26 protein-coding genes and 2 pseudogenes are annotated in these 26177 nt (G+C 67.8%); 15 read left to right on the forward strand and 13 right to left on the reverse strand.

The genetic code is table 11. The features are described from left to right. Positions 1-102: 102 nt before the first annotated feature. The 8 genes from AOJ26_RS05700 (at position 103) to AOJ26_RS05730 (ending at position 5590) form a co-directional block, all read left to right on the forward strand. Complete coding sequence (locus AOJ26_RS05700; RefSeq protein ID WP_053847079.1) at positions 103-1323, forward strand: ATP-grasp domain-containing protein; 1221 nt, start codon at positions 103-105, stop codon at positions 1321-1323. Next, on the forward strand, positions 1320-2480 hold the full coding sequence (locus AOJ26_RS05705) for an MFS transporter (RefSeq protein WP_053847061.1): 1161 nt from the start codon (positions 1320-1322) through the stop codon (positions 2478-2480). Before AOJ26_RS05700 ends, AOJ26_RS05705 begins: the two co-directional genes overlap by 4 nt. After that, positions 2477-3157 (forward strand): HAD family hydrolase, encoded by a 681-nt coding sequence (locus AOJ26_RS05710; protein WP_053847062.1) that lies wholly within the window; start codon positions 2477-2479, stop codon positions 3155-3157. Before AOJ26_RS05705 ends, AOJ26_RS05710 begins: the two co-directional genes overlap by 4 nt. Before the next feature lie 40 nt (positions 3158-3197). Continuing rightward, entirely contained in the window at positions 3198-4064 is an 867-nt protein-coding gene (locus AOJ26_RS05715) for a DUF317 domain-containing protein (protein WP_053847063.1), read from the forward strand. A 41-nt stretch (positions 4065-4105) separates the two neighbouring features. Continuing rightward, entirely contained in the window at positions 4106-4303 is a 198-nt protein-coding gene (locus tag AOJ26_RS44155) for a hypothetical protein (protein WP_225966874.1), read from the forward strand. Then, on the forward strand, positions 4304-4600 hold the full coding sequence (locus AOJ26_RS44160; RefSeq protein ID WP_234358457.1) for a hypothetical protein: 297 nt from the start codon (positions 4304-4306) through the stop codon (positions 4598-4600). Positions 4601-4764: 164 nt separating this feature from the next. Next, positions 4765-5157 carry a hypothetical protein gene (locus tag AOJ26_RS43325; RefSeq protein ID WP_053847064.1) on the forward strand — a complete coding sequence of 131 codons (393 nt, stop codon included), beginning with the start codon at positions 4765-4767 and terminating at the stop codon, positions 5155-5157. 118 nt (positions 5158-5275) lie between these two features. Further along, positions 5276-5590: an MSCRAMM family protein gene (locus AOJ26_RS05730; RefSeq protein ID WP_053847065.1), complete on the forward strand. Its 315-nt coding sequence runs from the start codon at positions 5276-5278 to the stop codon at positions 5588-5590. Positions 5591-5856: 266 nt separating this feature from the next. Here AOJ26_RS05730 and AOJ26_RS05735 read toward each other — a convergent pair whose 3' ends face one another. Further along, positions 5857-8172 (reverse strand): polyprenyl synthetase family protein, encoded by a 2316-nt coding sequence (locus tag AOJ26_RS05735; RefSeq protein WP_053847066.1) that lies wholly within the window; start codon positions 8170-8172, stop codon positions 5857-5859. 170 nt (positions 8173-8342) lie between these two features. Between AOJ26_RS05735 and AOJ26_RS05740 the strand changes: the two genes are divergently transcribed. Next, a complete protein-coding gene (locus tag AOJ26_RS05740) occupies positions 8343-8951 on the forward strand; it encodes an ABC transporter ATP-binding protein (protein ID WP_053847067.1) in 609 nt (202 codons plus the stop codon). Beyond that, a complete protein-coding gene (locus AOJ26_RS05745) occupies positions 8948-9805 on the forward strand; it encodes an ABC transporter permease (protein WP_234358458.1) in 858 nt (285 codons plus the stop codon). The genes AOJ26_RS05740 and AOJ26_RS05745 overlap by 4 nt, the downstream gene beginning before the upstream one ends. A gap of 85 nt (positions 9806-9890) precedes the next feature. Here AOJ26_RS05745 and AOJ26_RS44165 read toward each other — a convergent pair whose 3' ends face one another. Continuing rightward, positions 9891-10199 carry a hypothetical protein gene (locus tag AOJ26_RS44165; RefSeq protein WP_234358459.1) on the reverse strand — a complete coding sequence of 103 codons (309 nt, stop codon included), beginning with the start codon at positions 10197-10199 and terminating at the stop codon, positions 9891-9893. Positions 10200-10367: 168 nt separating this feature from the next. On the opposite strand from AOJ26_RS44165, the pseudogene AOJ26_RS05755 reads away from it, so the two are divergent. Then, positions 10368-10781: pseudogene (locus AOJ26_RS05755) on the forward strand (SpaA isopeptide-forming pilin-related protein); the annotation flags it as partial. A 53-nt stretch (positions 10782-10834) separates the two neighbouring features. Here the strand turns inward: AOJ26_RS05755 and istB are convergent. The 3 genes from istB to AOJ26_RS44170 form a co-directional block, all read right to left on the reverse strand. Further along, positions 10835-11605 (reverse strand): IS21-like element helper ATPase IstB, encoded by a 771-nt coding sequence (istB, locus tag AOJ26_RS05760; RefSeq protein ID WP_053847068.1) that lies wholly within the window; start codon positions 11603-11605, stop codon positions 10835-10837. Next, positions 11602-13020, reverse strand: a complete 1419-nt coding sequence (gene istA / locus AOJ26_RS05765; RefSeq protein ID WP_053847069.1) for an IS21 family transposase — start codon at positions 13018-13020, stop codon at positions 11602-11604. The genes istB and istA overlap by 4 nt, the downstream gene beginning before the upstream one ends. A 64-nt stretch (positions 13021-13084) precedes the next feature. Then, a complete protein-coding gene (locus AOJ26_RS44170) occupies positions 13085-13267 on the reverse strand; it encodes a hypothetical protein (protein WP_234358460.1) in 183 nt (60 codons plus the stop codon). Between AOJ26_RS44170 and AOJ26_RS44175 the strand changes: the two genes are divergently transcribed. Then, positions 13185-13427, forward strand: coding sequence for an LAETG motif-containing sortase-dependent surface protein (locus tag AOJ26_RS44175; RefSeq protein WP_234358461.1), 243 nt, complete (start codon positions 13185-13187; stop codon positions 13425-13427). The genes AOJ26_RS44170 and AOJ26_RS44175 overlap by 83 nt on opposite strands. A gap of 405 nt (positions 13428-13832) precedes the next feature. Here AOJ26_RS44175 and AOJ26_RS05775 read toward each other — a convergent pair whose 3' ends face one another. Then, on the reverse strand, positions 13833-14969 hold the full coding sequence (locus tag AOJ26_RS05775; RefSeq protein ID WP_143663565.1) for a hypothetical protein: 1137 nt from the start codon (positions 14967-14969) through the stop codon (positions 13833-13835). Positions 14970-15203: 234 nt separating this feature from the next. On the opposite strand from AOJ26_RS05775, the gene AOJ26_RS43330 reads away from it, so the two are divergent. After that, positions 15204-15365, forward strand: coding sequence for a hypothetical protein (locus AOJ26_RS43330; protein WP_159026228.1), 162 nt, complete (start codon positions 15204-15206; stop codon positions 15363-15365). A 465-nt stretch (positions 15366-15830) separates the two neighbouring features. On the opposite strand, the gene AOJ26_RS45180 is transcribed toward AOJ26_RS43330, so the two are convergent. The 3 genes from AOJ26_RS45180 to AOJ26_RS05785 form a co-directional block, all read right to left on the reverse strand. After that, positions 15831-15962, reverse strand: coding sequence for a hypothetical protein (locus AOJ26_RS45180; protein WP_373413176.1), 132 nt, complete (start codon positions 15960-15962; stop codon positions 15831-15833). A gap of 62 nt (positions 15963-16024) precedes the next feature. Next, positions 16025-16513: a DUF6233 domain-containing protein gene (locus AOJ26_RS05780; protein ID WP_046917774.1), complete on the reverse strand. Its 489-nt coding sequence runs from the start codon at positions 16511-16513 to the stop codon at positions 16025-16027. A 552-nt stretch (positions 16514-17065) separates the two neighbouring features. After that, positions 17066-17935 carry an IS5 family transposase gene (locus tag AOJ26_RS05785; RefSeq protein WP_053847072.1) on the reverse strand — a complete coding sequence of 290 codons (870 nt, stop codon included), beginning with the start codon at positions 17933-17935 and terminating at the stop codon, positions 17066-17068. A gap of 468 nt (positions 17936-18403) precedes the next feature. Here AOJ26_RS05785 and AOJ26_RS05790 point away from each other — a divergent pair, with 468 nt between their 5' ends. Next, positions 18404-19249, forward strand: a complete 846-nt coding sequence (locus tag AOJ26_RS05790) for an IS5 family transposase (RefSeq protein ID WP_053847073.1) — start codon at positions 18404-18406, stop codon at positions 19247-19249. Between the two features lie 375 nt (positions 19250-19624). After that, entirely contained in the window at positions 19625-20518 is an 894-nt protein-coding gene (locus AOJ26_RS43335; RefSeq protein ID WP_143663564.1) for a helix-turn-helix domain-containing protein, read from the forward strand. A gap of 530 nt (positions 20519-21048) precedes the next feature. On the opposite strand, the gene AOJ26_RS43340 is transcribed toward AOJ26_RS43335, so the two are convergent. The 4 genes and pseudogenes from AOJ26_RS43340 to AOJ26_RS44185 all read right to left on the reverse strand — a co-directional run. Further along, positions 21049-21537 carry a hypothetical protein gene (locus AOJ26_RS43340; protein WP_143663563.1) on the reverse strand — a complete coding sequence of 163 codons (489 nt, stop codon included), beginning with the start codon at positions 21535-21537 and terminating at the stop codon, positions 21049-21051. A gap of 386 nt (positions 21538-21923) precedes the next feature. Further along, positions 21924-22706: a hypothetical protein gene (locus AOJ26_RS05805; RefSeq protein WP_053847075.1), complete on the reverse strand. Its 783-nt coding sequence runs from the start codon at positions 22704-22706 to the stop codon at positions 21924-21926. 838 nt (positions 22707-23544) lie between these two features. Continuing rightward, positions 23545-25980, reverse strand: a complete 2436-nt coding sequence (gene fxsT / locus AOJ26_RS05810; RefSeq protein ID WP_053847076.1) for an FxSxx-COOH system tetratricopeptide repeat protein — start codon at positions 25978-25980, stop codon at positions 23545-23547. Next, positions 25977-26177, reverse strand: a pseudogene (locus AOJ26_RS44185) (hypothetical protein); the annotation flags it as partial. The pseudogene AOJ26_RS44185 and the gene fxsT, both read right to left, overlap by 4 nt.

Consider the following 26177-nt stretch of genomic DNA (forward strand, 5'->3'; position numbering starts at 1 on the left):
CGCGACCGGCGTGCCCTCACATCAATTCCTTTTTCGCACATACGCACTTGGAGCCTTCTGTTGCCGTTTCGTCCCGTCGTCCTGGTCGTCGCCGCCGCTGACATGGAGGCCGAGGCGTATCGCGCGGACTGCCTTCAGAACGTCGCCGCCCACTACGACGTCGTCCTGATCACCTGTAGCGAACCAACCTGGGAACGCCCGCACCTTCTTGACTGGGAGGTCGCCGATCCGACGGACCAGGCGGCCCTGACCGCTGCTGCCCTGGCCCTGGCCGAGCGGCACCCGGTGGCCGGGGTGATGACGTGGACCGAGTGGTACCTCGTGCCCGTCGCGCGCCTCGCCCGCCGCCTCGGCCTGCCCACGACCGGCCCAGAGGTCATGCAGGGCTGCCGCAACAAAGCCACCTCCAGGGCCCTGTTCGCCCGGCACGGGGTGCCCTCGGCCGCGTCCGCCCGGGTCCGCACCGTCGAAGAGGCGGCGCAGGCCGGCGCACGGATCGGCTACCCGGTCGTCCTCAAGCCCGCCGCGTACGCGGCCAGCATCGGCGTGATCCGCGTCAACGCCCCGGGCGACCTACCCTCCGCGTACGCGATCGCCGCCCAGACGGCAGGACACGGTGTGGAGAGCACCGAGGTCCTGGTCGAGGAGTACCTCGACGGGGACGAGGTGAGCGTCGAGTGCGCCACGTTCCAGGGCAAGACCACGGTGGTCGCCGTCACCCGCAAGACCGTCGGCCTGGAACCCTACTTCGAGGAACTCGCCCACACGGTGGACGCGGCCGACGCGCTGCTGGCCACCGTGACGCCCGTCGCCGAATCCGCGATCACCGCGCTGGGCATCACCGACGGGATCAGCCACGTAGAGATGCGCCTGGTATACGGCCGCCCACGACTGATCGAGGTCAACGCGCGCCTCGCCGGCGACCTGATCGGCCACCTCGTCCACCTCGCCACCGGCATCGACCTCGCCCGGACCGCCGCCGACATCGCCTGCGGACGCGCCCCCGACCTGACCCCCACCCGCCACCAGGCCGCAGCGATCCGCTTCATCTACCCCGCCTACTCCGGCACCCTCACCGCCCGCCGCCTGACCGAACGCACCCAGGGGTTGGAGCGCGTACGTTTCCAGCGACAGGCCGGTGACCGGCTGGTGCTGCCGCACGACGGAGGCGATCTGTTCACCGCGCGCATCGGCTTCCTGATCGCCACCGGCCCGAACGCCTCCGTCGCCCAGGCCCGCGCCCAGGAGGCGTACCGCAACCTCGACGTCCAGGTGACCGCGGCTGCGCAGAAAGAGTCGGCCGAAGAGGACTTCGCCGCGTGAGCGGCACCGCGGCGACCGATCTGGTGCGCAGCCGCCGCCTGTTGACCGGGTACTTCGCGGGTCTCGGTGTCGTGATGGCCGTGTGGGGCGCGCGCATGCCCGCCGTCACAAAGACCGCCGACTTGAGTACCGCCGAACTCGCCCTCGTCCTGCTGGCCGCCGCCCTCGGCATGGTCGCCGGACTAAAGACCGGAGGACGCCTCGCCCACCCGGCCCGCCTGCCCGCGTTGCTGACCGGCGGCGCCATCGCTCTCGCCGCCTGCCTCGCCGCCGTCGGCGCCTGCCGCAGCCTGGACACCCTCCTTGTGGCGGCGTTCGTCTTCGGCGCCGCGCACGGCGTCCTCGACGTCGCAGTCAACGCTGCTGCGGTCCGATGCCAGAACGCCCACGGGCGCCCGATCATGGCCGGGCTCCATGCGAGTTACAGCCTGGGGGCCCTCCTGGGGGCCGCGGTGGCCGCGGCCACCGCCCACACACCCCACACCGTCCTGTTCGCTGGCGTCTCGGCCGCCGCCACGGCAGCGGCCTGTGCGACGACTCGGCTCACCCGCCGCGTTGCCGCCCCCGGACTCGAGCCCGCCCAGTACCGCAACCCCCCGAGCCCGGACGGGCGTGGGGGAATGTCCCGTTCCCGGTTGTGGCTGCTGGGCACGCTGGCGGCCGCAACCCTGCTGGGGGAGGGGGCCGCCGCCGACTGGGCCGCCATCCACCTGCACAACCTCGACGCGACGGCCGCGACCAGCGCGGCGGCATTCGCCCTCTACAGCGCGGCCATGGCCGCCGGACGTCTCGCCGGAGACCGGCTCACCGCCTGCTACGGCGCACCCGCCGTCGTACGCGCCGGCGCAGCCCTGGCCGGGCTCGGTCTCGCTACGGGCCTGGCCGGCTCCACCATCGCCTTCGCACTGGCCGGTTGGGCGGCCTTCGGCCTCGGGCTGTCCGTCACGATCCCCAGCCTGATCACTGCCGCCGGCGTCGGCGGACCCCGCGCGGTCGCCACCGTCGCGGTCACCGGCTACGTCGGCCTGCTCGCCGGCCCCGCCCTCATCGGCGCCCTCGCCACCCTCACCGCGCTGCCGATCGCGCTGCTGCTGCCCGCCCTCCTCGCAGCCGCCGTCGCCGCCCTGTCCCGCAAAGCTCTGGAGACCGCCCCTTGACCAGCACTTCCCTCACGCCCACCGGTGTGGACGCCTTGATCATCGACTACAACGGTGTTCTGGGCCGACAGCCCACCCCCATCATGTGGAGACGCCTCGCCGACCTCGCCGAGTGGCCCCACGGGCAACTCGACTCCTTTCAGGACGCCTTCTGGGCTCCCCGGGAGGCGTACGACGCCGGAGAGCTCAGCGATCTCGCCTACTGGGCCAAGGTCCTCGGCCACCACCCCGGCCCGCGCTGGCTGCGCACCCTGCGCATCGCCGACACCGCCATGTGGACCCGCACCGACGACCGCGTCCTCGACATCCTGCACCGCGCCCACCAGACGGGCCTGCCCATGGTGCTCCTCTCCAACGCCCCGCACTTCCTGAGCGACATCCTCGATGCCACCGACTGGCGGCGCACGCTGATGACCGACGCCCTGTACTCGGCCCGCCTGGGCCTGTGCAAACCTCACCCGGCCGCCTACGAACACGCCCTCGCGGCCACCGGCGTCGCCGATCCCGGACGCGTCCTGTTCATCGACGACCGCGAAGACAACTGCCAGGCGGCAGCCGCTCTGGGTCTTCGCAACCTGCACTACACCGGCCAACCCGCCGACCTGGAGAAGCAGTTGATCCCCGCCGGTCCGGCCGCCGTGTGCTCGCCGGCAGCTCCGCGCGGCACCAGCACCTGATATCGCCTGCCACTGCTCCACCCCGACCCCCAGGACCCCTGTGCCCGATACCGAAGAGATCGATGGCGACGTCTACGTCTCCCCTCGCTACCTTGCCGGCAGCACCTTCATCGGCGACCCCGCGCTGGAGCCTCTCCTCACGCTCGGTTTTGATCTGCGTCACGACGACCTCGGCAACGCCTACGTCACCGCGCCCGACCACCGCGTCCGCCTCGGGTACCTGCCCGAGGGAGACGACGACGGGCTGTGGCGGATCAATGCCCACCGCGACCGCTTCGGCCCGCCCGCGTGGGGCGTCAGCTTCAACGACTCCGCCCCCACGGAGTTCGTGACCGCCTTCACCACCGCCCTCGCCGAGGCATACACGGCCGGACCTGACACGTATCTGGCCCCGCCCGACCTCAAGGACCCCGAACTCGGCGCCTTCGACGCCGTGGTCCCGCTGATCAAGAACGGCTGGCAGTTCCAGCACCCGCGCTGGGGCGTGATGGAACTCCAGCCCCCCGACGGAATGGCCACCCTCGAATACACCACCGGCCGCCTCGACCCGGCAAAGGAACTCACCACCCTGGAGGCCCGCTGGTACCTGTGGGGCGGCCCGAAGAGCGGCCACGCCCGTTGGTACGCCACTGCCTCCACCCACACACCGACCGCCCTGGTCAAAGCCATCACCCAGAGCGTGTCCGACCCGGCACCCCTGCCGCGCTGGAAGGACTCGATGCTCTCCTCGCTGCGCGAAGCCGCCGAGCTCACCCCCGTCACACCACCCGCACCCCCGGTACCCACACCTCTCGACGTCCAGCGCGCCACCGCCCGCCGACCGGCCCTCGGCACCCGCAGCGTCCCCCGCTGGAGTACCACCACCGTTGCCGCGACTCCCGCCGCCCGCACCGGCCCACGCCGCTGAACGATCTCTCCTGCCCACGCACGCCAGAAGGTCTTCCGTAAGTGTCCCTGCACGCCCAGCAGTTCTTCACCGAGCACCTCACGCTCCCGTTCGCCGAGAGCTCGGTCATCGGCAACACCTACTACGCCACCCCGCTGCCCAGCTCCTCGCTGCGGCTGCGGATCGACTTCTCGCGCACCATCCGCGAAAACGAGTACGACGGTCTGCGCCTTGCCGTTCGCCATCCTGAGAAGGGGTAAGTGGACGCCGTGGTCCTCGCCTTCGACGAGCACGGCACCTTTACGCGGCGCCACGCCGTCCGTGAGGACCAGCCCGGCTACAGCGGCTACGCCCGCATCCTCGACCTGCGTGGCCACAACCGCCAGCCACCGCGGACCGGCGCCGAGGTCGGCGGGCTACTGGCCGCGATCGAGCAGTACACACAGGTCTGGTTCCCCGGAGCCTGGACGACCACCGCACGCTCCCGGCCAGCAGCCTGCACCGTGCAGAAGGTCCCCGCCGCCCCGGCCAGCCCCACTGCAACACGAACACGCTGACCCACCACACAAACACGGAGATACATGGCCCCGCCCCGCTGGCTGGCCCTCCGGCCGAGGCCACACGCACCGCCGAGCCTGAGGCCCACACCCCGTCGGCACCGCAGGGCCCTTGGCTCACGGACCCGCACCTCCGCGCCCGGCTGCAATCCGCCACGCTGACCATGCTCGACCTGATCGAAGACGTCATGGACGACGACTTCACCCTGACCGAAGCCATCGACGGCTTCTGCCACCATGCCGTCGACCTGCTCAACATCCCCGCCGAGTACGGCATCCTCGTCGAAGTCGAAGTCGAAGTCGAAGTCGAAGTCGAAGTCGAAGTCGAAGCCGCAGCGCAGATCGTCCAAGCCGCCGGCCTGCCCGCGGGCTCGCTCTTCGGCCCCTCCATCGCCCAGGGCCTGGCCCACATCGAGACACGTCCCATCGACGACCAGCAACATCTCGTACGCGTAGCGGCCCGCCGCTACGCGAGCACCATGCCCTCACGTCGCCGGACCCGAATCCGTCAGGTACCGGCCGCCCCACTGGTCCAGCCTCCGCGCCCTACCCGCTGACCGGCCCAACCCCCTTCTGCCGACGGGCAGTCCTGCCCGCGCCCCATCCAGGAAAGTCCCCTTCTTGCACACCCGCTCTGCCCGCTGTCTTCCTGCCGCAGCGGTAACCATCGCCGCTGTGGCCAGCACCGTGTCCCTGGCTCCGGCCGCCGCGGCACAGATCCCCGAGCCGACGCAGTCCACGTCCACTGTCCCGTTGAACGCGGCTGAGACCGGCGGGGTCACCATCCTGAAGAAGGATCCCGGCGGTGACGTCCTCGCCGGCGCTTCGTTCACCCTGCTCGACTCCACGGGTCAGCAGGCCGCCCGCGGCAAGACCGATGCCGACGGCCAGCTCGCATTCGAGCACCTGGCACCGGGGGTCTACCGGCTCAAGGAGGTGTCCAAGGGCCGTGGGTTCGCGTTTTCCGAAGGGGGCTCGAAGCCGAACTGACGGGTGGTTCGACCATAGCGGCACCCGGCGGGCCAGGGTTTGTCCGGGCTGGCCGAACCGGCTGCCACAGATGGGGCAGTGGCAGCCGAGGTTGCCCCCGCTCGAGCACAGGAACTCTCAACGTCCTGGGCCGCTACCGCTTCGCCGCCTCCGTACGGCGTGATGGCTCCGGCGGTGGTCGTCGGAACTGTCACGCAGAGCACCAGGTTCTGTGAGGGTTTCTGCGATCGGTGGCATGCGGAAACGCGATCGCTCGCGAACACGCCTCAATGAGGGGCGTTGTGGCTGAGCGATGAAGTGGGGCGGATTGGTGCGTGCGAGTCGTATTCGGAGATGCGCTGGGCGGCGTACCAGCCGAGGGCGCGGACCATCGCCTTGTGCACGGTGGGCGGGAGCAGGGGGTCGAGGGCTTGCCAGGCGTGGTCGACGAGTTCGCGGGCTTCGGTGAGGCAGACGTCGAGGGCGCCGCTTTGCATCAGCAGGTCGGATGCCTCGATGGCGCCGGCGTCGGTGCGTGCGTGAAGGGCCGCCCACAGGCGCTGACGGTCGGCTTTGTCGAGGAGGCCGGTGGCGTGGGCGACGGGGTAGGTGACGGTGCCGGTGGCGAGGTCTTCCGCGGGAGAACGGACGGTGATGCCCTGCCGGTATTCATCCGGGCTGACCTGGCCGTACAGGTCGATGACGTCGTCGCTGATCTGGTAGGCGATACCGACGTCCTCGAAGTACCGGGAGATCGCCGCGAGTTGTGGTTCGTCGGCGCCCGCGAGGATGGCGGCGACCTCGGCGGAGCAGCGGACAAGCCGGCCTGTTTTGAGGCGGTGGGTGGTGCGGATCTGCTCCAGAAGGGCACGGGGGTCGCCGGTCTGGACGGCTTCGTCGAAGGCGGTGTGATGTCCGGCGAGGTCGAGGGCCTGTCCGGCGTGGCCGGCGCGCATGGCCCGCAAGTAGAGCTGGTAGATGCGCAGCATGGTGGCCGGGTCGGCTTGGGGGACGCGTTGGAAGAGGGGGTCGAAGGTGTAGTAGCCCAGGGTGCCGGAGGTGATGGTCTCGGCGGTGCCGAAGACCTCATGGACGCTCGGACGGCCGCGTCGGGTCGGGGAGCCGTCCTGGATGTCGTCAACGATCAGGGCCGAGGTGTGCATGAGCTCGGTGGCCGCGGTCAGGGGACGGTAGGGCTCGGGGTCGGTGCCCAGCAGGCCGAGGACGGTCGCTGCGATGTAGGGGCGCCAGGAGCGTCCGGGATTGTCCAGCAGATGCAGGACCGGGGCGACGAGGGCCTGGTGCAGCCGGGCGTGGGCGGTGTCGTCCAGCTGCGTTCCGTCGTGCGTGCCCGCGAGGAGACTGATCGCGGCGGTGTCGTCCGGGCCGTCCGGGTACACGGCGGCGGCTTCCGCGCGGGCGATGTCGTGGCTGCGGCGCATGTAGTGCTCGATGTCGCCGATGGTGTTGTCCGGGCGGGTCTGCACGACAGCCGCGCCGGACACGGGCACACCGTTCATGGTGCCGCGCACGGTGGCGGGGCTCTCCCAGAAGGCGCGGCCCACGGTGAGGGAGCGGATCTCCCGCCCGGCTGTGGGCGCGGTGACCTCCACCTCCAGGCCGAGGGCGGGCACGCTCACCCGCACGGTGGTCGGATAGGTGTTGAGGGTGCTCAGTGAGGTCCAGTGGCGGGTCGGCTGCCAGGACATGTCGAGGTAGTAGACGTCGCAGCCGGGGGCGACGGCGGTGGCGCGGGTCAGGACGGACGAGGTGGCGCCGGTGGCGGGATCGGAGGCGCGTGCGTGCGTGGCGCTGATCTCCCAGCCGTTGTCGAGATGCAGGCCAGCCCATTCCCAGATGAGGTCCGACATGCCCCGCGTCTGGGAGTTGCGGTAGTAGGTGGCGCCCCAGTCCTGCTCGAACCAGGCCCGCCCCGCCACCTGCTTGCGCGTGCCGTCAGCGGTGAGCAGGGTGCCCTGGACGTCCAGGTGGGGCATGAACAGTGAGGTGAGCCCGGTCGTGTCGTCGGGCGTGCGTCCGGTGGGGCCGAACTGCGGCACCGCCGGTTTGACCGGGGTGAGGACCAGCTCGAACTCTGTCCGCTCCCGGAAGGACAGGCGGAAGGTCCCGTCCTCCTCGCGGCGCAGCGCCGCCAGATCGCCCACAGTGATGTCCAGGTTCCCGGCCGCCTCGGTCACCGGCTGCTGCAGCAGCCGGTCGGGCAGCAGCGGGCCCTGTGTCAGGGCCTCGGACAGTGCAGTACGAACCCGTGAATCCATGGCCTGGTCGCCGTCGAGCGCCTGCCGGACCACCCGCAGGGCGGTAGGCGTGATCCACGTGCCGTAGGCCAGGCCCGCCGGGCCGTGGTGCGTGACGCACAGGCAGTAGCCAGGGCCGGCAGCCGGATCATCCGCGTCGTGGTGGCGCAGGATACTCAGCGTCCAGGTGTGCTCCTGGCCATCCTCATCACGCACGTGCCCGGTCAGGTACCAGATCTCGACGCCGGCGGACGGGTGAGGAGCACCGAAGGCCGCCGCGTCGACAGCTCCGTGCGGGGCCTGCGCAGGCATCTGCACTGTGGAAGGGGAGAGGGGGGTGGTCATCTCGAAAACCTAGAGTCCGCTGCCTGACCGTCGCGCCGATCGCGATGATCTCCACCTCATCGGATGACATGCTCCGCTGATCCTGGGCGATTCCGTGCCTTCACGCCCCCGCGGGACGTTGAACGAAGCCCAGTGCGTCCATGGCGCCACGATGCTGGAGGAAGCCCTCGATGGAAGTCAGCGATGTGCACCACGCCTACCGCAAGCGCGTGGTGCTGCGCGGAATCGACCTGGAACTGCGACCGGGCGTGCTGGCAGGCATCGTCGGCGAGAACGGCGCGGGCAAAAGCACACTGCTGAAGATCCTCTCCGGTGAACTCCGCCCGGACCGCGGCCAGGTTCGTCACCACGGCAGATTCGGGTACTGCCCGCAGACAGCCGTCCTCAACGACGCCCTCACCATCCGCCAGCACCTGGACTTCTTCAAAACCGCCTACGCCCTCACCGATCTGCGCCGGGCCGAAGAGGTTATGGAGACGCTCCGGCTGGGCGAGTACATCGACGAACGGGCCGGCGTCCTCAGCGGCGGCACCCGGCAGAAGCTGAACCTCACCCTGGCCCTCATGCACGACCCGCAGGTCTTGTTGCTGGATGAGCCCTACCAAGGGTTCGACTGGGACACCTACCAACGCTTCTGGGACCTGGCCGCCCGGCTGTGTGAGGCCGGCCGTTCGGTCCTCGTCGTCTCCCACCTCGCCTACGACGCCGAACGCCTCGACGTGCTGTGGCGCTTGGACGGCGGCCTCCTGCACGACCGCACCACGGAGCAGGTCGCATGATGCACCCCCCGGTCTTGAGCCGCCACTTCACCCTCTTCGCGACCGCCACCCGCTACGCGCTCATCGAGCATCTGCGCAACCGCTTCGCCATGGTGCTCGTCGCCCTCTTCATCCCCGCATGGACCGCGCTCGGCTTCCTGTCCGTGCCGAGCACCGAGATCCGGTTCCGGCTGCGGGCGACCGGGGAGGTACTGACCCCCGGCGGCAATCAGATCACCGAGATCACCGGAGTCCTCAATGCCGTCACTCTGATCATCGGATTCATGATGTTCGCGGCCACCTTCACCGGCGGCCACTTCGACCGCCGCCTGGCCCTGGCCGGATACCCCCGCACCCATCTCGTCCTCGCCAAGATCACCGGCCTCGCACTGGCCTCCGCCGCCGTCGCCACCTACGCAACCGCCCTCACCTGCGCCTTCCAAGCACCAAAACAGCCCGCTGTCTTCGCCGCCGCACTGTTCTGCGCCGGACTGACCTACGGCGCACTCGGCGTCGCCTTCGGCTCCCTGCTGCGCCGCGAAGTCGAGGGCATGTTCGCCATCCTGATGACCAGCGTCATCGACCTCGCCCTGCAAAACCCCCTCTACAGCTCCAGCTCCGACGGCTCCATCGTGCGCTACCTGCCCTCCTACGGCGCCATGCAGGCCAGCACCGGCGCCGGTTTTTCCAACACTCCGCTGCCGAAGTACCTCGCCATCCAGCTCCTGTGGTTCACCACGGCCGCACTGATCGGCTTCCTCGCCTTCCACCGCCGCACCCGCAACACCCTGCCCAAGACCGGACAAGCGCGCCTCATCCCTCCACGGCAGCCCGGGCACGACATGCAGCCGGGTAGCGCCAAACCCACGGCTTGAAGGCCGGGGGGACCGGACAGCGGCCGGACAGGATGCGGGCTTCGCTCGCGCCTTTGGCCCGGCTATCCACACACGTGGCTGAGCCTCAACCGGCGGGCATAGCCAGCGGCGTCAGCCGACGTCGCCGGCTCGTAGGGACGGGCGTGGTCCGGAGTTGCGCAGGCGGTACTCGACGATGCCGGGTTGGTCGACGGTGGAGGTATAGCGGAGCGCCGAGGAACCCCACGAACTCGAAGATTGCCCGGCGGTCGTCTGCGATGGAGTCGTCGCTTAGCCCCGCGCCGACTCCGGCCAGCAGGAACTGGTCGACCAGTTCCTGCTCGAAGTCTTCGTATTCCTGTGCCGTCTCCAGCCGCCGCGGTGTCCCGATCGACCGGACGACCGCGAGCGTCATCCACGCCTCAGTTCAATGCCAACGTCCATGCGTCATGGATAGCGGCAGACCTTCAGGAATCTCGACGGAACGTCGAACTCTCCACGCGATCGAGTGAACCCCGCCTCACCAGCGTCGCAGGTCAGCGGGAGATGCATCGAACGGAAGGAACTCACGGGAGTCCCGACAAGTGGCAGCCCGCTGCATGACGTCGTCGACGACCAGGACGTCATCGTCACCCCTGGCGCGGACAGTCCGCTGACGATCACCGACCCCTTCAAGCCCGCCACGGTCACGCTGAAGACCAAGGACAGCAAGAGCGACAAGCTGCTGCCCGGGTCGACCGTCAACATCGGCACCGGCGACACCACCCTCCTCACCCTCACCACCGGCGCAGGCGGCACCGCCTCCGCGAAACTGCCCATCAACAGCCGTACCGGCAGTCACTTCTGGGTCAAGCAAACGACGGCAACGGACGGATACGACCTGTACAAGCCCTCGAAAAGCTTCACCGCAAAGCCCGGCAGCCCGGTCACCGTGACCGTCACCAACGCCAAGACCACCGGCACGACACCGGAGCCCGCCACCTCCGAGAAACCGTCTGTCGGCGTACGAGCTGAAGTGCAGAGTCGCGTACGGATGAACGTGCAGAGGTGTCAGGCGACTTCGGTCTCGCGCTCGATGGCTTTGAGGCGGTTCTTCAGGCGGTAGCTCGGGCCGTTAATCGAGATCACTTCGCAGTGGTGCAGGAGACGGTCAAGGATGGCGGTGGCGAGGACCTCGTCACCGAAGACCTGGCCCCATTCGCTGAAGGTCTTGTTCGAGGTCAGGATGATCGAGCCCTTCTCGTAACGCTTGGAGATCACCTGGAAGACCAGGTTCGCCTCGGCTCGCTCGAGGGGCTGGTAGCCGACCTCGTCGACCACGAGAACGCTGGGCCGCAGATAGGTGCCGAGTTTCCTGCTCAACCGTCCGGTCTCCTCGGCGGCCTTGAGGTTGCGGACCATGTCGTCGAGGCTGGTGAAGTAGATCGAGTAGCCGGCCCGGCAGGCCGCGACGGCCAGGGCGACGGCGATGTGCGTCTTGCCGACTCCAGGCGGCCCCAGCAGGGCCGCGTTGGCCTTGGCCTCGACGAAGGAGAGGGTGGCCAAGTCCTTGACCTTGCGCGGGTCGAGCTCAGGCTGGAAGGAGAAGTCGTACTCATCCAGCGTCTTGTGATGCGGCAGCCGGGACAGCCGCAGGCCCTGGCGGAAGCGTCGGTCGTCGCGGACGGCCAGTTCCTCGGACAGCACCAGGTCGAGGAAGTCGAGGTATCCCAGCTTGGCCTCGTCGGCCCGGCGGGTGTACTCGTTGATGGTCTCCGCCAGGTGGGGCAGGCCGAGCTTGCCGGCCGTGGTGCGGATGCGGTTGCCGGTCAGCTCGCTCAAGAGGACTCCTTCGTCGGGGAGTTGGTGGTGAAGGGCCGGGTCCCGGTCAGCTCGTCATAGACCGACAGCGGTCGGCGGCCGACCTCGATCTGAGTGGCGACGGCCCGGTTCAGCAGGGCCTGCAGCGGCCCGGCCGCCTCGCCCGGGGCCGGTTCGTGCCGGGGCCGCGGCGGGACGTCACCCGTGGTGGTCCGTCGGCCCTTTCCGGTGGGCAGACCGTCCCAGTGGCTCTCCTCGACGACACGCGTCCCGCGGCCGACAGCCCGCGGGTGCATCGCCAGCAGCGTCTCGCCGCTGCCGTCGGGAGCGGTCGAATGGAGCATCACCTGCGACTTCGTGGCCCGGACCTCGACCAGCTGACGGGAGCGGACGCGGCGGGCGGGCACCGAGTAGAGGTTGCCGCCGAAGGCGACCAGACAGTCTTTGCCGACCGGCCGAAGGTGCCGCTCGGCCACCAGATACGGCGTCGGCGGCAGCGGCTTGAGGGCCGCGTGGTCACGGGCCGCCCGCTCGCCGATGACCTCCCGGTGGGTCTTGTGGATCTGGGCCCTGCGCTGCGGCACCCAGGACAGGAAAGCGGCGTCCATCTCCTCGATGGAGGAGAAGGCCCGCCCGGACAGGACGTGGTCGCGGACGATCAGCACCTGCCGTTCGACGCGGCCCTTGCCGGTGGGCCGGTAGGCGGCCAGCACGTCGATGTCGAAGTCGTAGTGGCCGGCGAAGCCGACCGCTTCCGGGTGCAGCGGGACGGCCTCGCCGGGGGCGACGTGGCGGCGGACGACGGTCTTGGTCCGGTCGTAGACGATCGTCATCGGCACCCCGCCGAAGTGGGCAAATGCCCGGCGGTGGCAGTCGAAGAAGGTCTGCAGGTCCTGGCTGGTGGTGAAGCAGCAGAACGGGTCGCGCGAGTACGACAGCGTCATGTGGAAGGAGTAGACCTTCGTGATGCCCGTGTGGGCGAGGACCTTGCCCTCGTCGCCCCAGTCCACCTGGGCCTGGGCCCCGGGGATCACCTCGAACCGGCGGTGCATCCCCGCCAACTCCTTGGGCGTGATGCCGAGTTCCTCGGCGATCCGCGGGCGGGCTTCCTGAACGTAGAGCTTGGTCCGCTGGTAGTTGCCGGTGAACCCGTACTCCGTGGCCAACCGCTCGTGGATGACGGCGGCCTTCATCAGGATCTCCGCCCGCAGCATCGAGTCGACCAGCGGCGCGAACTCGTCGATCACCCTCGCCCGGGACCGCCCGCTCGGGGACCGGCGCGGCGGTGACACAGGCCCGTCGGCAGACAGGTACTTGCTGACCGTCCGCCAGTTGAGTCCGGTCTCCTTGGCGACCTCCGACAGGCTCATGGCACCGGACTCGACCAGACCGCGAAAGCGCCGCAATTCCAGCCAGCGTTGCGGATCCAGGACCACGGCCCACCCCTCTCTGCAACCTCAACAACAGGCAGCAGAGTGCCGAGCATCGTCCCCCAACACATCAAGAACTCTGCACGTTCATCCGTACGCGGCTATGCACGTTCACGTGTACGCCGACACCGTCAGACAAGCCGGCCGACGAGTCCACGTCGGACAAGCCGATCCCGAACCAGGGCGACACCACTTCCTCGCCGTCTGTCTCGCCATCCGACAGCGCGGTCGTAACCGAGACGGCGTCGAGCACTGCGGTCCCCACCGCCGAGGGCACGCTCGCCCACACCGGAGTCGACGCCACCCCGTGGCTACTCGGCGGCGCCGGCTTCCTCCTCGCCGCTGGCGGAGGCGCCATCTTCGCGGCACGCCGCCGCCGAATCGACGACAGCGACGGCCCCGCTCACAGCTGATACAGCCCCGTCGGCACCCGCCACAGCCCTCGAATTCCGTCACGGATTTCGGGGGCTTTCGCGTGCCCGGTAGACGGGCCTACGGATGGGAGCCGCCACCTGGCCGGACCCCACAGGAGCATGCGCGGGCGACCTACGACGGCCGACGGAACCTGCGGAAGTGGCGGACAGCGCGACCGCCGTCACGAAGGCTCGCGGGCGCCTCGGATCCTGGTCCGCAGGCGTTCCTGTGGCTCTGCGCATGAGAACGGGAGTCGTTTATCAACGACTCCCGGAGTCACTGGGAGACCCCGCCGCTTGATCAATGTCGATGAGTTCGGGAGTCGCTGACGGCCGGGTCGGCGGTTCGAGGGTCCCCCTTGGCAAAGCGGGCCGGGCTCAGGGCAGCCGCGTGCGGCGCGCGCCTCACTCGTCGGCCGGCGCATGGCCGGCGAGCCGCTCGGGATCGTGCTGCACGCGCTTCATGGCGGCATCGGCGAGTGCCTCTCGCCGATGGGTGAGTTCCCGGTCGAGCGCCTGCGCGGCGCTCTCAGCGAGCCCATCGTCGGTCATCTGCCAAAAATGTGGCTGGTAAGGCTGGCGGACGCGAGTGGGCTGAGAGAAGAGCGCCGTTATGACGGGGTCGGCGATCGCGTCCAGGGCAGCCTTTAGCCCCTCGGGAGGTTCGGCGTGGCGGATGAGACCGAACTCGAGAAGGCGCTGACACCCGTCTTCCCAGGCATCGTCACGCAGACCGAAGGCCTGCATGCGGGGCCGCGTGGTGAGGAAGACGCCCGACACGCGGTGCTTCCTGGGCGCCCACTGGCTCATCCATCTCAGGATGAGCCAGGTGGCGACCTCGGAAGGATTGAGCACCTGGATCCAGCCCTTCAGGAAGAAATCCTTAGGGAGCGTGATCGTCCTGGCGGCTGTCCAGCTACGGACGGGGACGGTGTAGAAGTCTGGGGTCGGCATATCGCCCCGCCCGCCTTCCTCCATGAGCGAGAAGTCCTCGTATAACCGCTGTCCGCGCGCGCCCCGGGGCAGGGAGACCAAGGCGTCTTCATGGCCGAGTTCTTCCAGAGTTCTCAGGGCTCCCTTGACTTGCCGAAGCCGCAGGTCCTCCAGCTTCCTCGTGCGCCACCGCTCCTCCGCGCGCGTACTACCGCGGAGCTCTGGAGGCATGTTCTTGAACGCGGCGTCGTACGCCCCCGACGCCGTGTCGTACGCACCGTCGATGGCAACGAGGGCGGACCACGATTCGGCACCCTTCAGCGGGCGGACGTTCTGCCAGGGGTCCCTCGTGTCCAGTCGGCACTGCGCCTCGAAGAGGGCCAGCAGGTAGAAGCGCAGCGCTATCCCTCGCGGAAGGACTAGCTTGGTGAGTCTCGACCGTTCCCCGTCGGCCCGCAGCAAAGCGGTGCGCAGGACGATCGAGTCCGGCTTCTTCCCTGCCTTCCAGATTCCGCCCAGGGCCTCAGACGCTTTCGTTACCGAGCCGGTCCTTCGCATCTGCTGCAGTCGGCGCAGTCTGCGCTCGTTCGTCTCCCGTGCATCAGCCACGAAGAAAGATTAGCGTTTTGATCCCACCGTCTTGATCCGGGTAAAGACCTTCAAGAGCCTTTACCCGGATCAAAACGTTAATCACGTCCCGACGAAGGGACTTCCAGGCCCCTCACCATGGACTTTAGGCCCGCTCAACGCGGGCTCGGCGGTCACGTCGTTCGCACAGACGCGAACGGCCCCGGGGTTCAGCCGGGGCCGCCTGCTCGAGGATTCCTTCAAGGAGAACAGTACGTGGCAGATTCCAATGACCCCCAGCCCCTGCCCCAGCGCTGGGCGATCATTCTGCTCGCCGGAGTCCTGGCGGGCGCCCTCGTCCTGAGCCTGGCAGGCCCGCTGCCCGGGCTCGGTGCCGCAGGCGCGACGGTGCTCGCCCTGCACAAGCTCGTGGCGTAGCGAAACCGGTGGAGGGGGCTGCTGGCACCCTCCACCGGCGCCGTCAGGTGCCCCTGGCCGCTCTGTGCCCAACAGGGCGGCACCGCGGGTGCCTCCCGAACTCGTGAACATCGACTTGGCCGGCTTTGAAGTGCTTCCCGCGCTCATTGACAAACGACTCCCGTTCTCGTGGATAAAGCCATTCCTGCGTGGCGCGGCCGTCAAGACGCACGTCGAGGGGTCCCGGCAGCGGGGTGTCGGTTCGCGGCCCGGGGGTCAGCCGCGCGGCGTCCAGCCCTTCGCGCTCGGCGATCAGTCGGCCGAGGTCGCCACGGCTGAGCGCCTCCAGCCAGGCGAGGTGGAACACCCCCGCTGCATCGGGCAGCGCGAGTTCCAAGAGCGCGGCAGCCAGGTCCTCGACATGCTGGCAGCCACGTCGTCGATCACTCCGTCAACCTGCGCGGGGTCCCAGACGTCGAGGGGATGTCAGGGGACTTCCGAGACCGTGCCGGGTCGGGTGGTGGCAAACGTCGCGGCGGTCTCGTGCCCCGCCGCCGTGGCCTGGCGTGCCAGTTCGGTTCCCAGGAAGCCGCTGCCGCGGATGATCAGGACCGTCATGGCTCGACACGGTAGGGGGCGCGGGATCGACAGTGCTGCCGCTTCCGGCACCGCCGTGGCAGTTACCCGAAACCCTTACCCAACTCCAGTGCGGGGACGAGCACTTCGGCCGCGACGCACTCGTGGCACGCTGAGGCGCCGGGCCGCATCAGCGCGTCCAGCGCCTCCATGGTCCCCAACTCCTTGCCTCCGACCGTCGCATGGCGGCAAACGGCATCATGGACGACCGTGCCGCCGCGACGCTGCGGATCCGGCCGTACGACCCACCCCGACGGCTTCGGCAGCGGAAGAGCATCAAGGCGCCGATGTGTTGGGACGATCGACAGGTCTACACCATCGATCGGCTGGAGCTGCTTGTCCGTGACCCACACCGAGTACTCGGCAGGCTCCACCCCGTCCTCCGTCGCGACCCAGGAGGGCACGCCGATGCGGTACCTCCATGGGTGTCTTCCCGTCGTCTGCAACCTCTCGTACAGGCGGACCTGCACGGCCTGCTCATCCGGCAAGACCAGCGTTATCAAGGCGAACGGCTGCGACGGGGAGGCGGCCACGACGGTCCCTCCTCTACAGGGCCTCGGTCTCCAGAGCCCGCGCCTGACGCCGCAACTCCACGCGGGCGGCAGGACGAGACGGCTGGACTGACCAGTGCCGATGCCACGCGATCCGGGAGGACAAGACCAGGAGCCGTCGACGCAGGGCTGTGGCCCCCACCGTGGGAGGCAGTGCGGCAAGTGCGTCGTACGTGCGATACCAGTCATGTTGCGCTTGCAGCAGGTCACGAGGGTAGGGCGCAAACTCCATGGCCATATTCAATCATTTGTTCGATTCTCGGCGCATCTCTCGCCGTCTGGTGTGCCTCGCAGTGATGGTTGGCCATTCGCAGTGCTACTTGGCCCCCGTCACCTTCGAGAGACGGCGTGTATCCGAAGGTGGCGTCGGCCGATGGTGACCACTGCGGTGAAGCCGAGGACGCTCGCTCTGCCGATGAGCAACGCCGTTCCTGCGGCGAAGACCACGTTCATGCATCGTTCGCTGCATGAACGTGGGTTATGTGCTGCCAGCCGCGCTCTGGACCGGCTAAGAGGTCGTTTTCTCCCGTTGTTTCATCCTGGTATGCGGATTTGATCCGGTGATGTCGGGTCGCGCCAGGAGATGGTGTTCTCTCCGGTGAGGCGGCGGGCCATGAGGTCGGTCATGGCGAGGTGGATCATGGCTTCGGAGCGGGCAGGGAGGGTCTCGTAGTCGCGGGCCAGGCGGCGGTGGAGCATCAGCCAGCCGTAGGTCCGCTCGACCGTCCACCGCTTCGGGATCGGGGTGAATCCCCTGGCCCCAGGGGTGCGTTGGACGATTTCGAGGTCGATGCCGAGGGCTGCGGCGTGCTCGACGAAGTGCTTGCGGTAGCCGCCGTCGACCCAGACCTTGCGCAGGGTGGGGTGGTCGGCGGCGGCCTGCTCCAGGAGAGGTCGGCCGGCGGTGGAATCCTGGACGCCGGCCGCGGTGACCAGCACCGCGAGCAGCAGGCCGAGGGTGTCGGTGATGATGCTGCGCTTGCGGCCCACGATCTTTTTGCCCGCGTCGACGCCCTGTGTCCTGGCGGGGACGGAAGTGGAGGTCTTGACGCTCTGGGCGTCGATCACGCAGGCCGAGGGGTGGCGGTGTTTGCCCTCCTGCTGACGCACCAACTCCCGTAAGAGGCCGTTGAGCTGGGCGAACACGCCTTCCTGCTGCCATTTGGCGAAGTAGCCGTAGACCGTGTTCCAGTTCGGGAAGTCGTGCGGCAAGTAGCGCCACTGCACCCCGGTGCGGTCCACGTACAGGATCGCATTCATGATCTCGCGCAGGTCATGCTCAGGGGGCCGGCCGAAGTCCAGGGCCCGGCCGCGACGCTCGAAGCGCCACGCGGACAGGACCGGCTCAATCAACTCCCAGCGGGCATCGGACAGATCACTCGGATACGCACGACGGTCGGCCATGTCCTGGACCTACCGCCGGTCGGGGGCGTGCGCCCAGGCGTGCATCCTGCCTGGTGGAAGCACGGAACAGATCCGGGCGTCCTGGAATGAGACAGGCGTAAGCCGAATCGCGCCCCAGACGTCACACCATCGGCCTCAGAAAGCAAGACCACCTCGACAGCCCCACCCGCACCAGTTCATCGGCTGGCGCAATAGCGGAGCTATCACCGCACTAGAGATGAAAACGACCTCTAAGAGGACGTTCGCGTCACTTATGTGACGCTTCATGGGGGTTCGCTCCTGCCGGAATTCGCGTCGTACAGGCGAAACAGGTAGTTTGCGGCCGCAGTCGCGTCGGTGCTGATCTCGCATTTCGCGATGGTTAAAGCCGATAGCTCCTGTCCGGTTCGAATACCTTCTGAAAGACGGCTTTTGCCTCGCTCGATCGAGCGATATGCCCGGGTGTGGTCCTCGTGCATGAGTATCCCCATGACCTCCTCGCAGCAGCGCCAGCCGTACCTGAGCGATCTGTCCGATGCCCGCTGGGCATTGATCGAGCCGACGTTGACGGCCTGGCGGGCCGAGCGGCAGAAGACCTCGCTCAACCTCGGGGGAAAGGTCACTGACCTGCGGGAAGTCATGAACGCGATCCTCTTCCTCAACCGGACCGGCGTCCCCTGGCGCTACCTGCCCCATGACTTCCCGCCGCACACCACCGTGTTCGGTTACTTCAGCGCCTGGACCGCCGACGGCACCATCGAGAAACTCGGCCTCCACCTGCACCGGATGGTCCGTGAGCAGGCAGGACGCACCGCCGAACCCACTGCCTGTGTCATTGACGCCCAGAGCGTCAAGACCGCGACCAGCGTTCCCACCGACACCCAAGGCACCGACGCCGGCAAGAAGATCGTCGGACGCAAACGCAGCATCGTCGTCGACACTCTCGGCCTGTTACTGCTGGTCATGGTGACCGCCGCCAGCGTCTCGGACAACGCGGCCGGTATCCAGCTCCTCACCCGCGTCGCCGCCGACCACCCCACCATCAGCAAGGCATGGGTCGACACCGGCTACAAGAAGAAGGCCATCGAACACGGCGCCTCGCTCGGTATCGATGTCGACGTCGTTCCACGGAACGAGCAGGTCAAAGGCTTTTCCGTGATCCCGCGGCGCTGGGTCGTGGAGCGGAGTTTCGGGTGGATCATGATGCACCGTCGCCTCGCCCGCGACTACGAGACCAAACCGGCGCACTCCGAGAGCATGATTCGCCTCGCGATGATCTCCAATCTCGCAAAACGAGCGACGGGTGAAACGGTCATAACCTGGCACAAACCATGAACTATCGCTTCTTCAAGCAGGACGTCCTCTAAGGGGAGAGCATCACCGCGTCTGCACCCACCAGACGACCGTTGCGACGGCGGCTGAGCCCACAGCCGCTCCCGCTCCACGAACCAACGCGAACAACGCGGTGCGTGCGAGTCGCTGACCAGTTGGACTGTTCCTCTTCATTGCAGCCTCCCCAGGTGGGTCGCGGCCCTCAATGCCGCTGCGCCTGAGGTCCATTGATGGTGCTTCGGCGGCCCAACGGCAGTGCTCTCGAAGTACTTCGGAAAGGCCGTTGGCGAGCCGTAGGCTCGGCACACGAGTCGGAACTTCCGACTCGGAAGCAAGCCACGAACGGTGGGGGTTCGGATGCTGGATAGATCTGCCCGCGTGAGCGCGGTTCCCCCCGTGGTCGTCGAGTTGTCCAAGTTGTGGGAGGTGGCGCAGGCCGAGGCTGGAGGCCGGTTGACGCTCACCCGGGTCAGCCGGGAATCAGGTGTCCCGGTGGCGACACTCAGCGATTGGCGCCGAGGTAACCACGTACCACGGGACGCAGAGGAATTGCTGAAAGTGGTCCGTTTGCTATGTGGATGGGCGAAACAGGATCCGCCGGTCGAACGCCGCTGGCGACAACTAATGGAATCTCCGGCAGTCGCAGACGCTCCCCAGGTTCCATTCGCCTCTTCCGTTGTGGCCCTCCGTGACCACCTCAGGTCCGCTTTCGCGGCGCCAGAGGTTTGGATTGACGCCATGTGTCTCAACGGCCAGTCGTTGGCAGTTGCAATGGGAGATCCCATTCATGCGATTCATGCTGGGGAGGTGAAGCCAGAAAGGATCAACGTTCGAGTGCTGCTTCCCAGCCGAGACATTGATTTGGCGTTCCCTCGCGCGGCGAAGCCGGACGATGACGAAGACGGCCATGTCCACCAGGCGTGGCTCAGTGAGCGTAACGCTCATGCAAGGTCGATGACGACCTCGCTGCGATCACTTCGCGCAACTCACGGCGTCGATGTGCAAGTTGCGTATCGGGCGATTCCTTTTGCCCCCATGGCGAAGCTGTACCTCATCAATGACAGCACCGCACTGTTTTCGTACTACACAATGGTGCGACGTGAGATAGAGATCGATCAACGGATCATGGAAGTGTATGACGCGGGTCCCATGGGCTTGGTGCGGGTTTTCGGAGCCGGTGAAAACGGTCCAGACACAGACTTCGTTGAGCAGTCGGTTCTCTGGTTCAACGCAATGTGGGAGACCATCTCCGTTGAGATGTCGTTCACGTAGGCCGCTGGGCGGTGCCGCCTCGCGGTAGTACCGGCGGACAGCCCCTGGTGGGTTCACGTTCGTTGTCGCCGTGGCGTTACCGATCGGCCGACGTGTGGCAGCAGCGGCCCGAGGCCCTGCTCACCGAACTCGGCGCGGCCTCGCCGCTGGACTGGTCCCGCTCGGCAGTCGACTCATCCCACGTCAGAGCCCTAGCCGACGGCCAGCGGCACGGCGAGATTTCGGACTGAAGGAGGAGCCGTGGCACCTGGCCGCCGCCGGTGAGGCATGCGACCGCCGTCCCGGATGTCACTGACGGCCCACGGACCCAAACGCCAATTGGACCCGAGCCCGTGACCCAGTTGGCCAATCATCACTGAGCAAAGTGGCCAGTTGCGGTTGAGCGCGAGCCCGTGGCCTGCGACGCGTTTGGACGGATTGGCTATCTACCGGTGGAGGTCACATCTGGTTGCGCGGGTGCGGTTGTGACTGAGCGCCTTACCTGGCCACGGAGCGCTTCGGTTGGTCATTCTGAGCATGTGCTGGCCCGGTCATGGAGCGTCTGCCGTCTCCTTGAGGTGCCCGTTGTCGAAGCGCGTCCACCGGGTGTCGTCTTGGTCGGTGAAAGAGAAGGTGATGGGCACGGCACTCACGGTCCCGTCTGCCAGCCCTAGGCGCTCAACGTCGGTGACGTTCTCGACCGCGTAGCGGATACTCGCCTCGGCCGGGACCATGTTGCTCAGCTGGATCACGGCGCCCCCCTCTCGGGGCAGGTGGACCATGTAAATCGGACCATCGCTCTTGTTCTCGATGACGTACTCCGCCGCACTGACGTCCGTGCCCTGCATGTATTCCTCCGTTGGGACAGCATGGCCGTGCACGCGGCGTGCCTGGGCACGGCGTTGCTGCTTCCGGTCTTGTCGCCAGAGGAGCAAGCCGAGGAGCAACGCACCCACGGTGCCGACCGCCGCAAAGGCTGTCGACCAGGCGCTCAGCCAGTCTGCCGGCGTGGGACCACTGTCGACGCGAACTCCGTGCATGGACGCACGGTAGACGCGGCCCTGTCTGTCGGCCGGGACGCTCGCCGCTGGGACTGGGCATGCGGAGAGACTTCCACCCTCTTCGTCTACCAGGCCCTTCTGGCTGGCCGAGGAACGCCCTGACCGCGTCAGGTCATCGTGGTGGCCAACTGGGATGCTCAGGTGGCCAATGTAAGGCGGCTCAGTCACAGCGGTGACGCCTGCCGGGCGCTGGATCCTTACCTAACGCTGACCGGTCCAAGCGAGGAAAGGGGGCGGCGGCACGCTGTCCCCTTCGCCTGAAGTCTGTCGCCGTTTCCCGGCCAGCCAGGCTCACGGTCGTGTCCGAATCCTCGGATCGGCCTGAGCGAGCGACGATTTACCAGCGACCTGACCGGCGGTCACGCTCAGGTGCTGCCATCGAGATGCGAGCGAGCCGCTTGGACGAAGTCTGTTCGCACTTCGTGGAAACGCCGCCACCGCCCGTGGGGGAAGCGCTCCACAGCTTCGCTTAGAGACAGTTGGTGTGCGTACGTGTAAACGAGGGCCGTGGTGTCAGAGGCAGCTAGCAAGTCCAAGGCGTGGATCTGGAGGCTGAGTCGCTGTCCGTACTCCGTGCTGCCCGGATCGTCGGAGTCCATTCCCCGCAGCTCCCGTAGGGACCTGAGAACCGCCGCGATCGGCCGATTCTCATCAGAGGGAACCTCGCGCTGCTCGAACTGCCCGGCACCTTCGAGTACTCCCATCGCGCGCACGGCAGTGAGTGCCTGTTCCAGCTCAAAGATCGTCCAGACTATGGCGCCCTGCAAGGCGTAGCCCTTAGTGACGAGCTGCTCGGGCCCTTCAAGCTCGATCTTGCGATATGCGTCAGTTGCGTCCACGTAGCGGGAATGAGCCACTTCGAGTTCCCGCTCGGCCTCCGGTAAATTCTCGTCGGCGAGATGTCCTGCCACGACTCCGGCAGTCAGCCTGAACTCATCCACGGCTCCGAGATATTCAACCCAGACGTCGCGCCTTACGGTTCGACGCCACTGTGCGTTTTGGTCTCGTCCCTGCGCCCTGACCGCTTCGATGGCCGCGTTCGCCTGCTCCTGCATGCCGCGTGCCTGCCAGCGGGCCCCGAAGAGGCCAAGCGCCACACCTGCCACTGCGATCAGCGCCGCGAGTACGGCAGCCGCCCCCTGATCCATCCCGGCATTGTTTCACGCCGAAGATCACGCTGCAGGGGGCCCGGCGGCGCCGGCTCGTGGCCGGGAATGCGATGGATAGCTGGTCAGTCTCGCAACCGCGGCCAACTGGCCGCTGAGTGGCCACGGTTCGTGAAGTGCGGCTACGGGACCTGAGATCCCACACATAATGTCAACTGACAAGTTGTCCGCCGATATCGAACCCAGTCCGTGGAGTTCCTTGCCATCCAACGCAGTCACCATAGGTCACGGCGTTGGTGAGCGGGACGGACGCACCAACCCCTTTGCCAGTCACGTTAGTCGTCGCAGGTCAGCGCGGGGCGGACTACTGGATTCATTGTGTAGATCTCATGCCGTTTGACATCTCGGAGGACTGTGGCAGGCGCATTGACGCGGTGTCTCACGCCGGTGGCCACGTGCCTGTCTCAGAAGCGTGGCCCTTTCCTCATTTCCCCCGGCAGATGGCCCGGGGAGAGCCTGAAGGTCAATGGCCGCCGGAGAGTTCGCCGCTGAGGCTGTGATGGAGAAGGGTGTGCATCCGTAGGTCCGGGCGCTCCCGTCCGCGCCGCGGACGGGAGCGCCCGGACCTACGAAGGTGTAGTCGCAGATCGGATAGACCGCCCCGGACACGAGTTCGCTTGCTCAAGCCCCGTCCATGGCGCTCCATTGGTCGTACTGACACGGCAATAGGCGAGATCGATCCCACGGCTTGGCGCCATGACGCGGGCTTTGAACCAAGCCTGGTGACGTCAGCTTCTGACACAAGGCGACCTGCGGGAACGTGATCACGGTCCGGCGGTCGGCCGCCTGTGTCACATCCGTGCTTGTGACACGGCGGTCACTACGATCTTGCACCGTCGCGTTCGGCGATTGCAGCGGTGAGATCGTCTCGGGCCATCACCGCGAGCGAGTGTTCTTTACCCATCACCCGTTCGCAGGATGCGAGGATCTTCTCGTACAGGGGTATGGCGCGGTCGGGAAACCCCGCCGAGCGGTAGACGCTAGCGAGCCTTCGGCGGAGAGCAAAGGTATGGGGGTCGTCATCGCCCAACACCTGTTCATAAGTGCTGATGGCCTTCGCATACAGGGGGATGGCGCGCTTCAGGTCTCCCGCCGACTCGTAGGATTCGGCGAGGTTGCCGCGGGAAGCCATGGTGTGGGGGTGGCCTTCGCCCAACACCCGTAGCTGGTCGGTGAGGGTCTGCTCGTGCAGGGAGATGGCGATTTTCAGGTGCCCTGCTGCCCGGTGGGCGCCAGCGAGGTCGTTCCTGGAAGCTAGGGTATCGGGGTGGTCTTTACCCAGAACCCGCTCCCGAATGGCGAGGTTCTGTTCGCATAGGAGGATGGCGCCTTTCACGTGCCCCGCCTCACGGTAGGCGCCGGCGAGGTTGCTGCGGACGGCTAGCGTGGAGGGATGGTCTTCGCCCGACACCCGCAGATGGCCGATGAGAGCATGCCTGAACAGGGGGATGGCGCGCTTCAGGTCTCCCGCCGACTGGTAGGCACGGCCGAGGCCATTGGTGGAAGCCAGGGTTCCAGGGTGGTCTTCGCCCAACACTTGTAGCTGGTCAATCAGAGTCCGCTCGTACAGGGCGATGGCCTCTTCGAGGAGTCCCGCCTCACGGTAGGCGCTGGCGAGGTTGCTGCGGACGGTCAGCGTGGAGGGATGGTCTTCGTCCAACCGCAGATGGCTGGTGAGGGTCCGCTCGTATAGGGCGATGGCCTTCTTTAGGTGGCCAGCCGACCGGTAGGCCAGGGCAAGGTTGTTGCGGGAGTTCAAGGTGTCGGGGTGGTCCTCACCCAGTACCCGTTCACAGGCGGTGAGGGCGCGTTGGAGGTGTCTGATGGCGTGGGCGGGCCGGCCTTGGTCGCCGAGGAAGCCCGCAGTGTGGTTGAGGATACCTGCGGTGGTGGCGGTGTCGGTGTCGGCGGTGGTGTGATCGGCGAGGGCGTCGATGTGGGGGAGCAGGGTGCGCCAGGTGGGCCAGGTGGCGGGGGTTTCCCAGGTGGCGGGCAGGGCGGTGCGCAGGTTGGCGGTGGCCTGTTCGCGGGCCTGGGCAATGTGGTGCGGGGTGCGGTGAGGATCCTCGGGGTCGGGGGTGCGGGCGAGGGCCTGGACGAGCCGGTGGACGGCCAGGGTGCCGGTGACGTTGTCGGGGGTGATCATGCTGTAGGCGGTCAGCAGGCCGAGTGCCGCGTGTAGCGCAGGCGGGTCGGCGGGGCCGCCGTCGGCCAGGGTGGTGGGGATGAGGTTGGGGGCGTACCAGGCCAGGGTGCGCAGCAGGTCGGCGGCCTGAGGCTGGAGTTCGGTGATGCGATTGAGGGTGACGTTCCAGATGCGGGCGATGGTGCGCTCGGCCGGGGTGGTGGCCGCGCCGTGGCGGTACATCGCCGCCGGGTGCTCAGCGAGCAGGCGCAGGTAGGCGCGGGGGGTGATGAGCGGGTTCTGCGCGAGGTAGGCCGCCGCCTGCTCGATGGCCAGGGGCAGGTGGCCGAGTTCTTCGCACACGTCGGCGGCGCCGTCCAGGTCCCGCCCGGGGTTTGTGGCGGTGGTGATGCGGGTGAACAGGTCCAGGGACTCGTCCGGGGCCAGGATGTCCAGGCGGACCACGGTGGTGGCGATGGTCCAGGCGGCGGCGAGCCGGCTGGTGATCAGGAAGCGTCCGCCGGGGGCGCGGGCGAGCAAGCCGGTGATGTCGGCGGGATCGTTGACGTTGTCCAGGACGATCAGCCAGCCGGTGTGCGTGGCCAGCCACTGTGCGGCGCGTTCGGCGAGTGCTTCGGCGGTCAGGGCTTTGGCCAGGGCGGGTTGCAGGGCGGTGGCGAGGTCGGCCAGGCCCTGCTGGACGGCGACGGGGCTCTCGGCGTTGATCCACCGGACCGGGGCACGGCCGTGGGGGTGGGTGGCGGCCCAGTGCGCGGCCAGAGTGCTCTTGCCGATCCCGCCCAGCCCATGTACCGCCTGGACGACCGTTTGGCCCCCGAACGAGAGTGCGGCATCCAACCGCTCCAGCTCACGGGCGCGGCCCACGAACGTATCCGGGCGTATCGGCAAGTTGTCCAGTCCTGGTGGGGCCTGGATCTCAGCCGGGGGCACGAGCGCCTCGGGCGGCAGCTGAATGGCTGTGGCGTTGTCCCCGGTCAGGGCGGTCCCCAGGAAGTCGCCGCCGCCGGTGTCGATTGCTACGGACCGCGTCCCGGATGCCTCGACGCTGGGGAGGACATCGGGCTCTGATGCCTGCGGCTGCGCGGGCTGCTTCTTGAAAGGCCACTTCACGCGGGGTCCTCGCCGAGTTGGTCGCCGGTGGAGATGGTGCCCCCGGGGTTGCCGTTGATGGCGATCGACCGTTCTCCGGACGCGGCCACCGAGCCAGGCCCAGGCTCGGGCTGGGGTGCAGGGGGGGCCGGGGCCTGGGGCGCCGGGCGGGCCGGAGAGCTGTCCGGGGCACTGCGCACCCCGGCGTCCCCGGTGGA

This window comes from Streptomyces sp. NRRL B-24085 (genome assembly GCF_001282115.1).
In the GTDB taxonomy this organism is placed as follows: domain Bacteria; phylum Actinomycetota; class Actinomycetes; order Streptomycetales; family Streptomycetaceae; genus Streptomyces.

Excerpts from the sequence above, each read along its gene's own strand:
- AOJ26_RS05700 (WP_053847079.1), top strand. The coding sequence starts at position 103 with ATGGAGGCCGAGGCGTATCGCGCGGACTGCCTTCAGAACGTCGCCGCC.
- AOJ26_RS43325 (WP_053847064.1), top strand. The coding sequence starts at position 4,765 with ATGCTCGACCTGATCGAAGACGTCATGGACGACGACTTCACCCTGACC.
- AOJ26_RS05735 (WP_053847066.1), bottom strand. The coding sequence starts at position 8,172 with ATGACCACCCCCCTCTCCCCTTCCACAGTGCAGATGCCTGCGCAGGCC.
- AOJ26_RS05740 (WP_053847067.1), top strand. The coding sequence starts at position 8,343 with ATGGAAGTCAGCGATGTGCACCACGCCTACCGCAAGCGCGTGGTGCTG.
- AOJ26_RS05745 (WP_234358458.1), top strand. The coding sequence starts at position 8,948 with ATGATGCACCCCCCGGTCTTGAGCCGCCACTTCACCCTCTTCGCGACC.
- AOJ26_RS44165 (WP_234358459.1), bottom strand. The coding sequence starts at position 10,199 with ATGACGCTCGCGGTCGTCCGGTCGATCGGGACACCGCGGCGGCTGGAG.
- AOJ26_RS45180 (WP_373413176.1), bottom strand. The coding sequence starts at position 15,962 with ATGACGGTCCTGATCATCCGCGGCAGCGGCTTCCTGGGAACCGAACTG.
- AOJ26_RS05785 (WP_053847072.1), bottom strand. The coding sequence starts at position 17,935 with ATGGCCGACCGTCGTGCGTATCCGAGTGATCTGTCCGATGCCCGCTGG.
- AOJ26_RS05790 (WP_053847073.1), top strand. The coding sequence starts at position 18,404 with ATGACCTCCTCGCAGCAGCGCCAGCCGTACCTGAGCGATCTGTCCGAT.
- AOJ26_RS43340 (WP_143663563.1), bottom strand. The coding sequence starts at position 21,537 with ATGCACGGAGTTCGCGTCGACAGTGGTCCCACGCCGGCAGACTGGCTG.
- AOJ26_RS05805 (WP_053847075.1), bottom strand. The coding sequence starts at position 22,706 with ATGGATCAGGGGGCGGCTGCCGTACTCGCGGCGCTGATCGCAGTGGCA.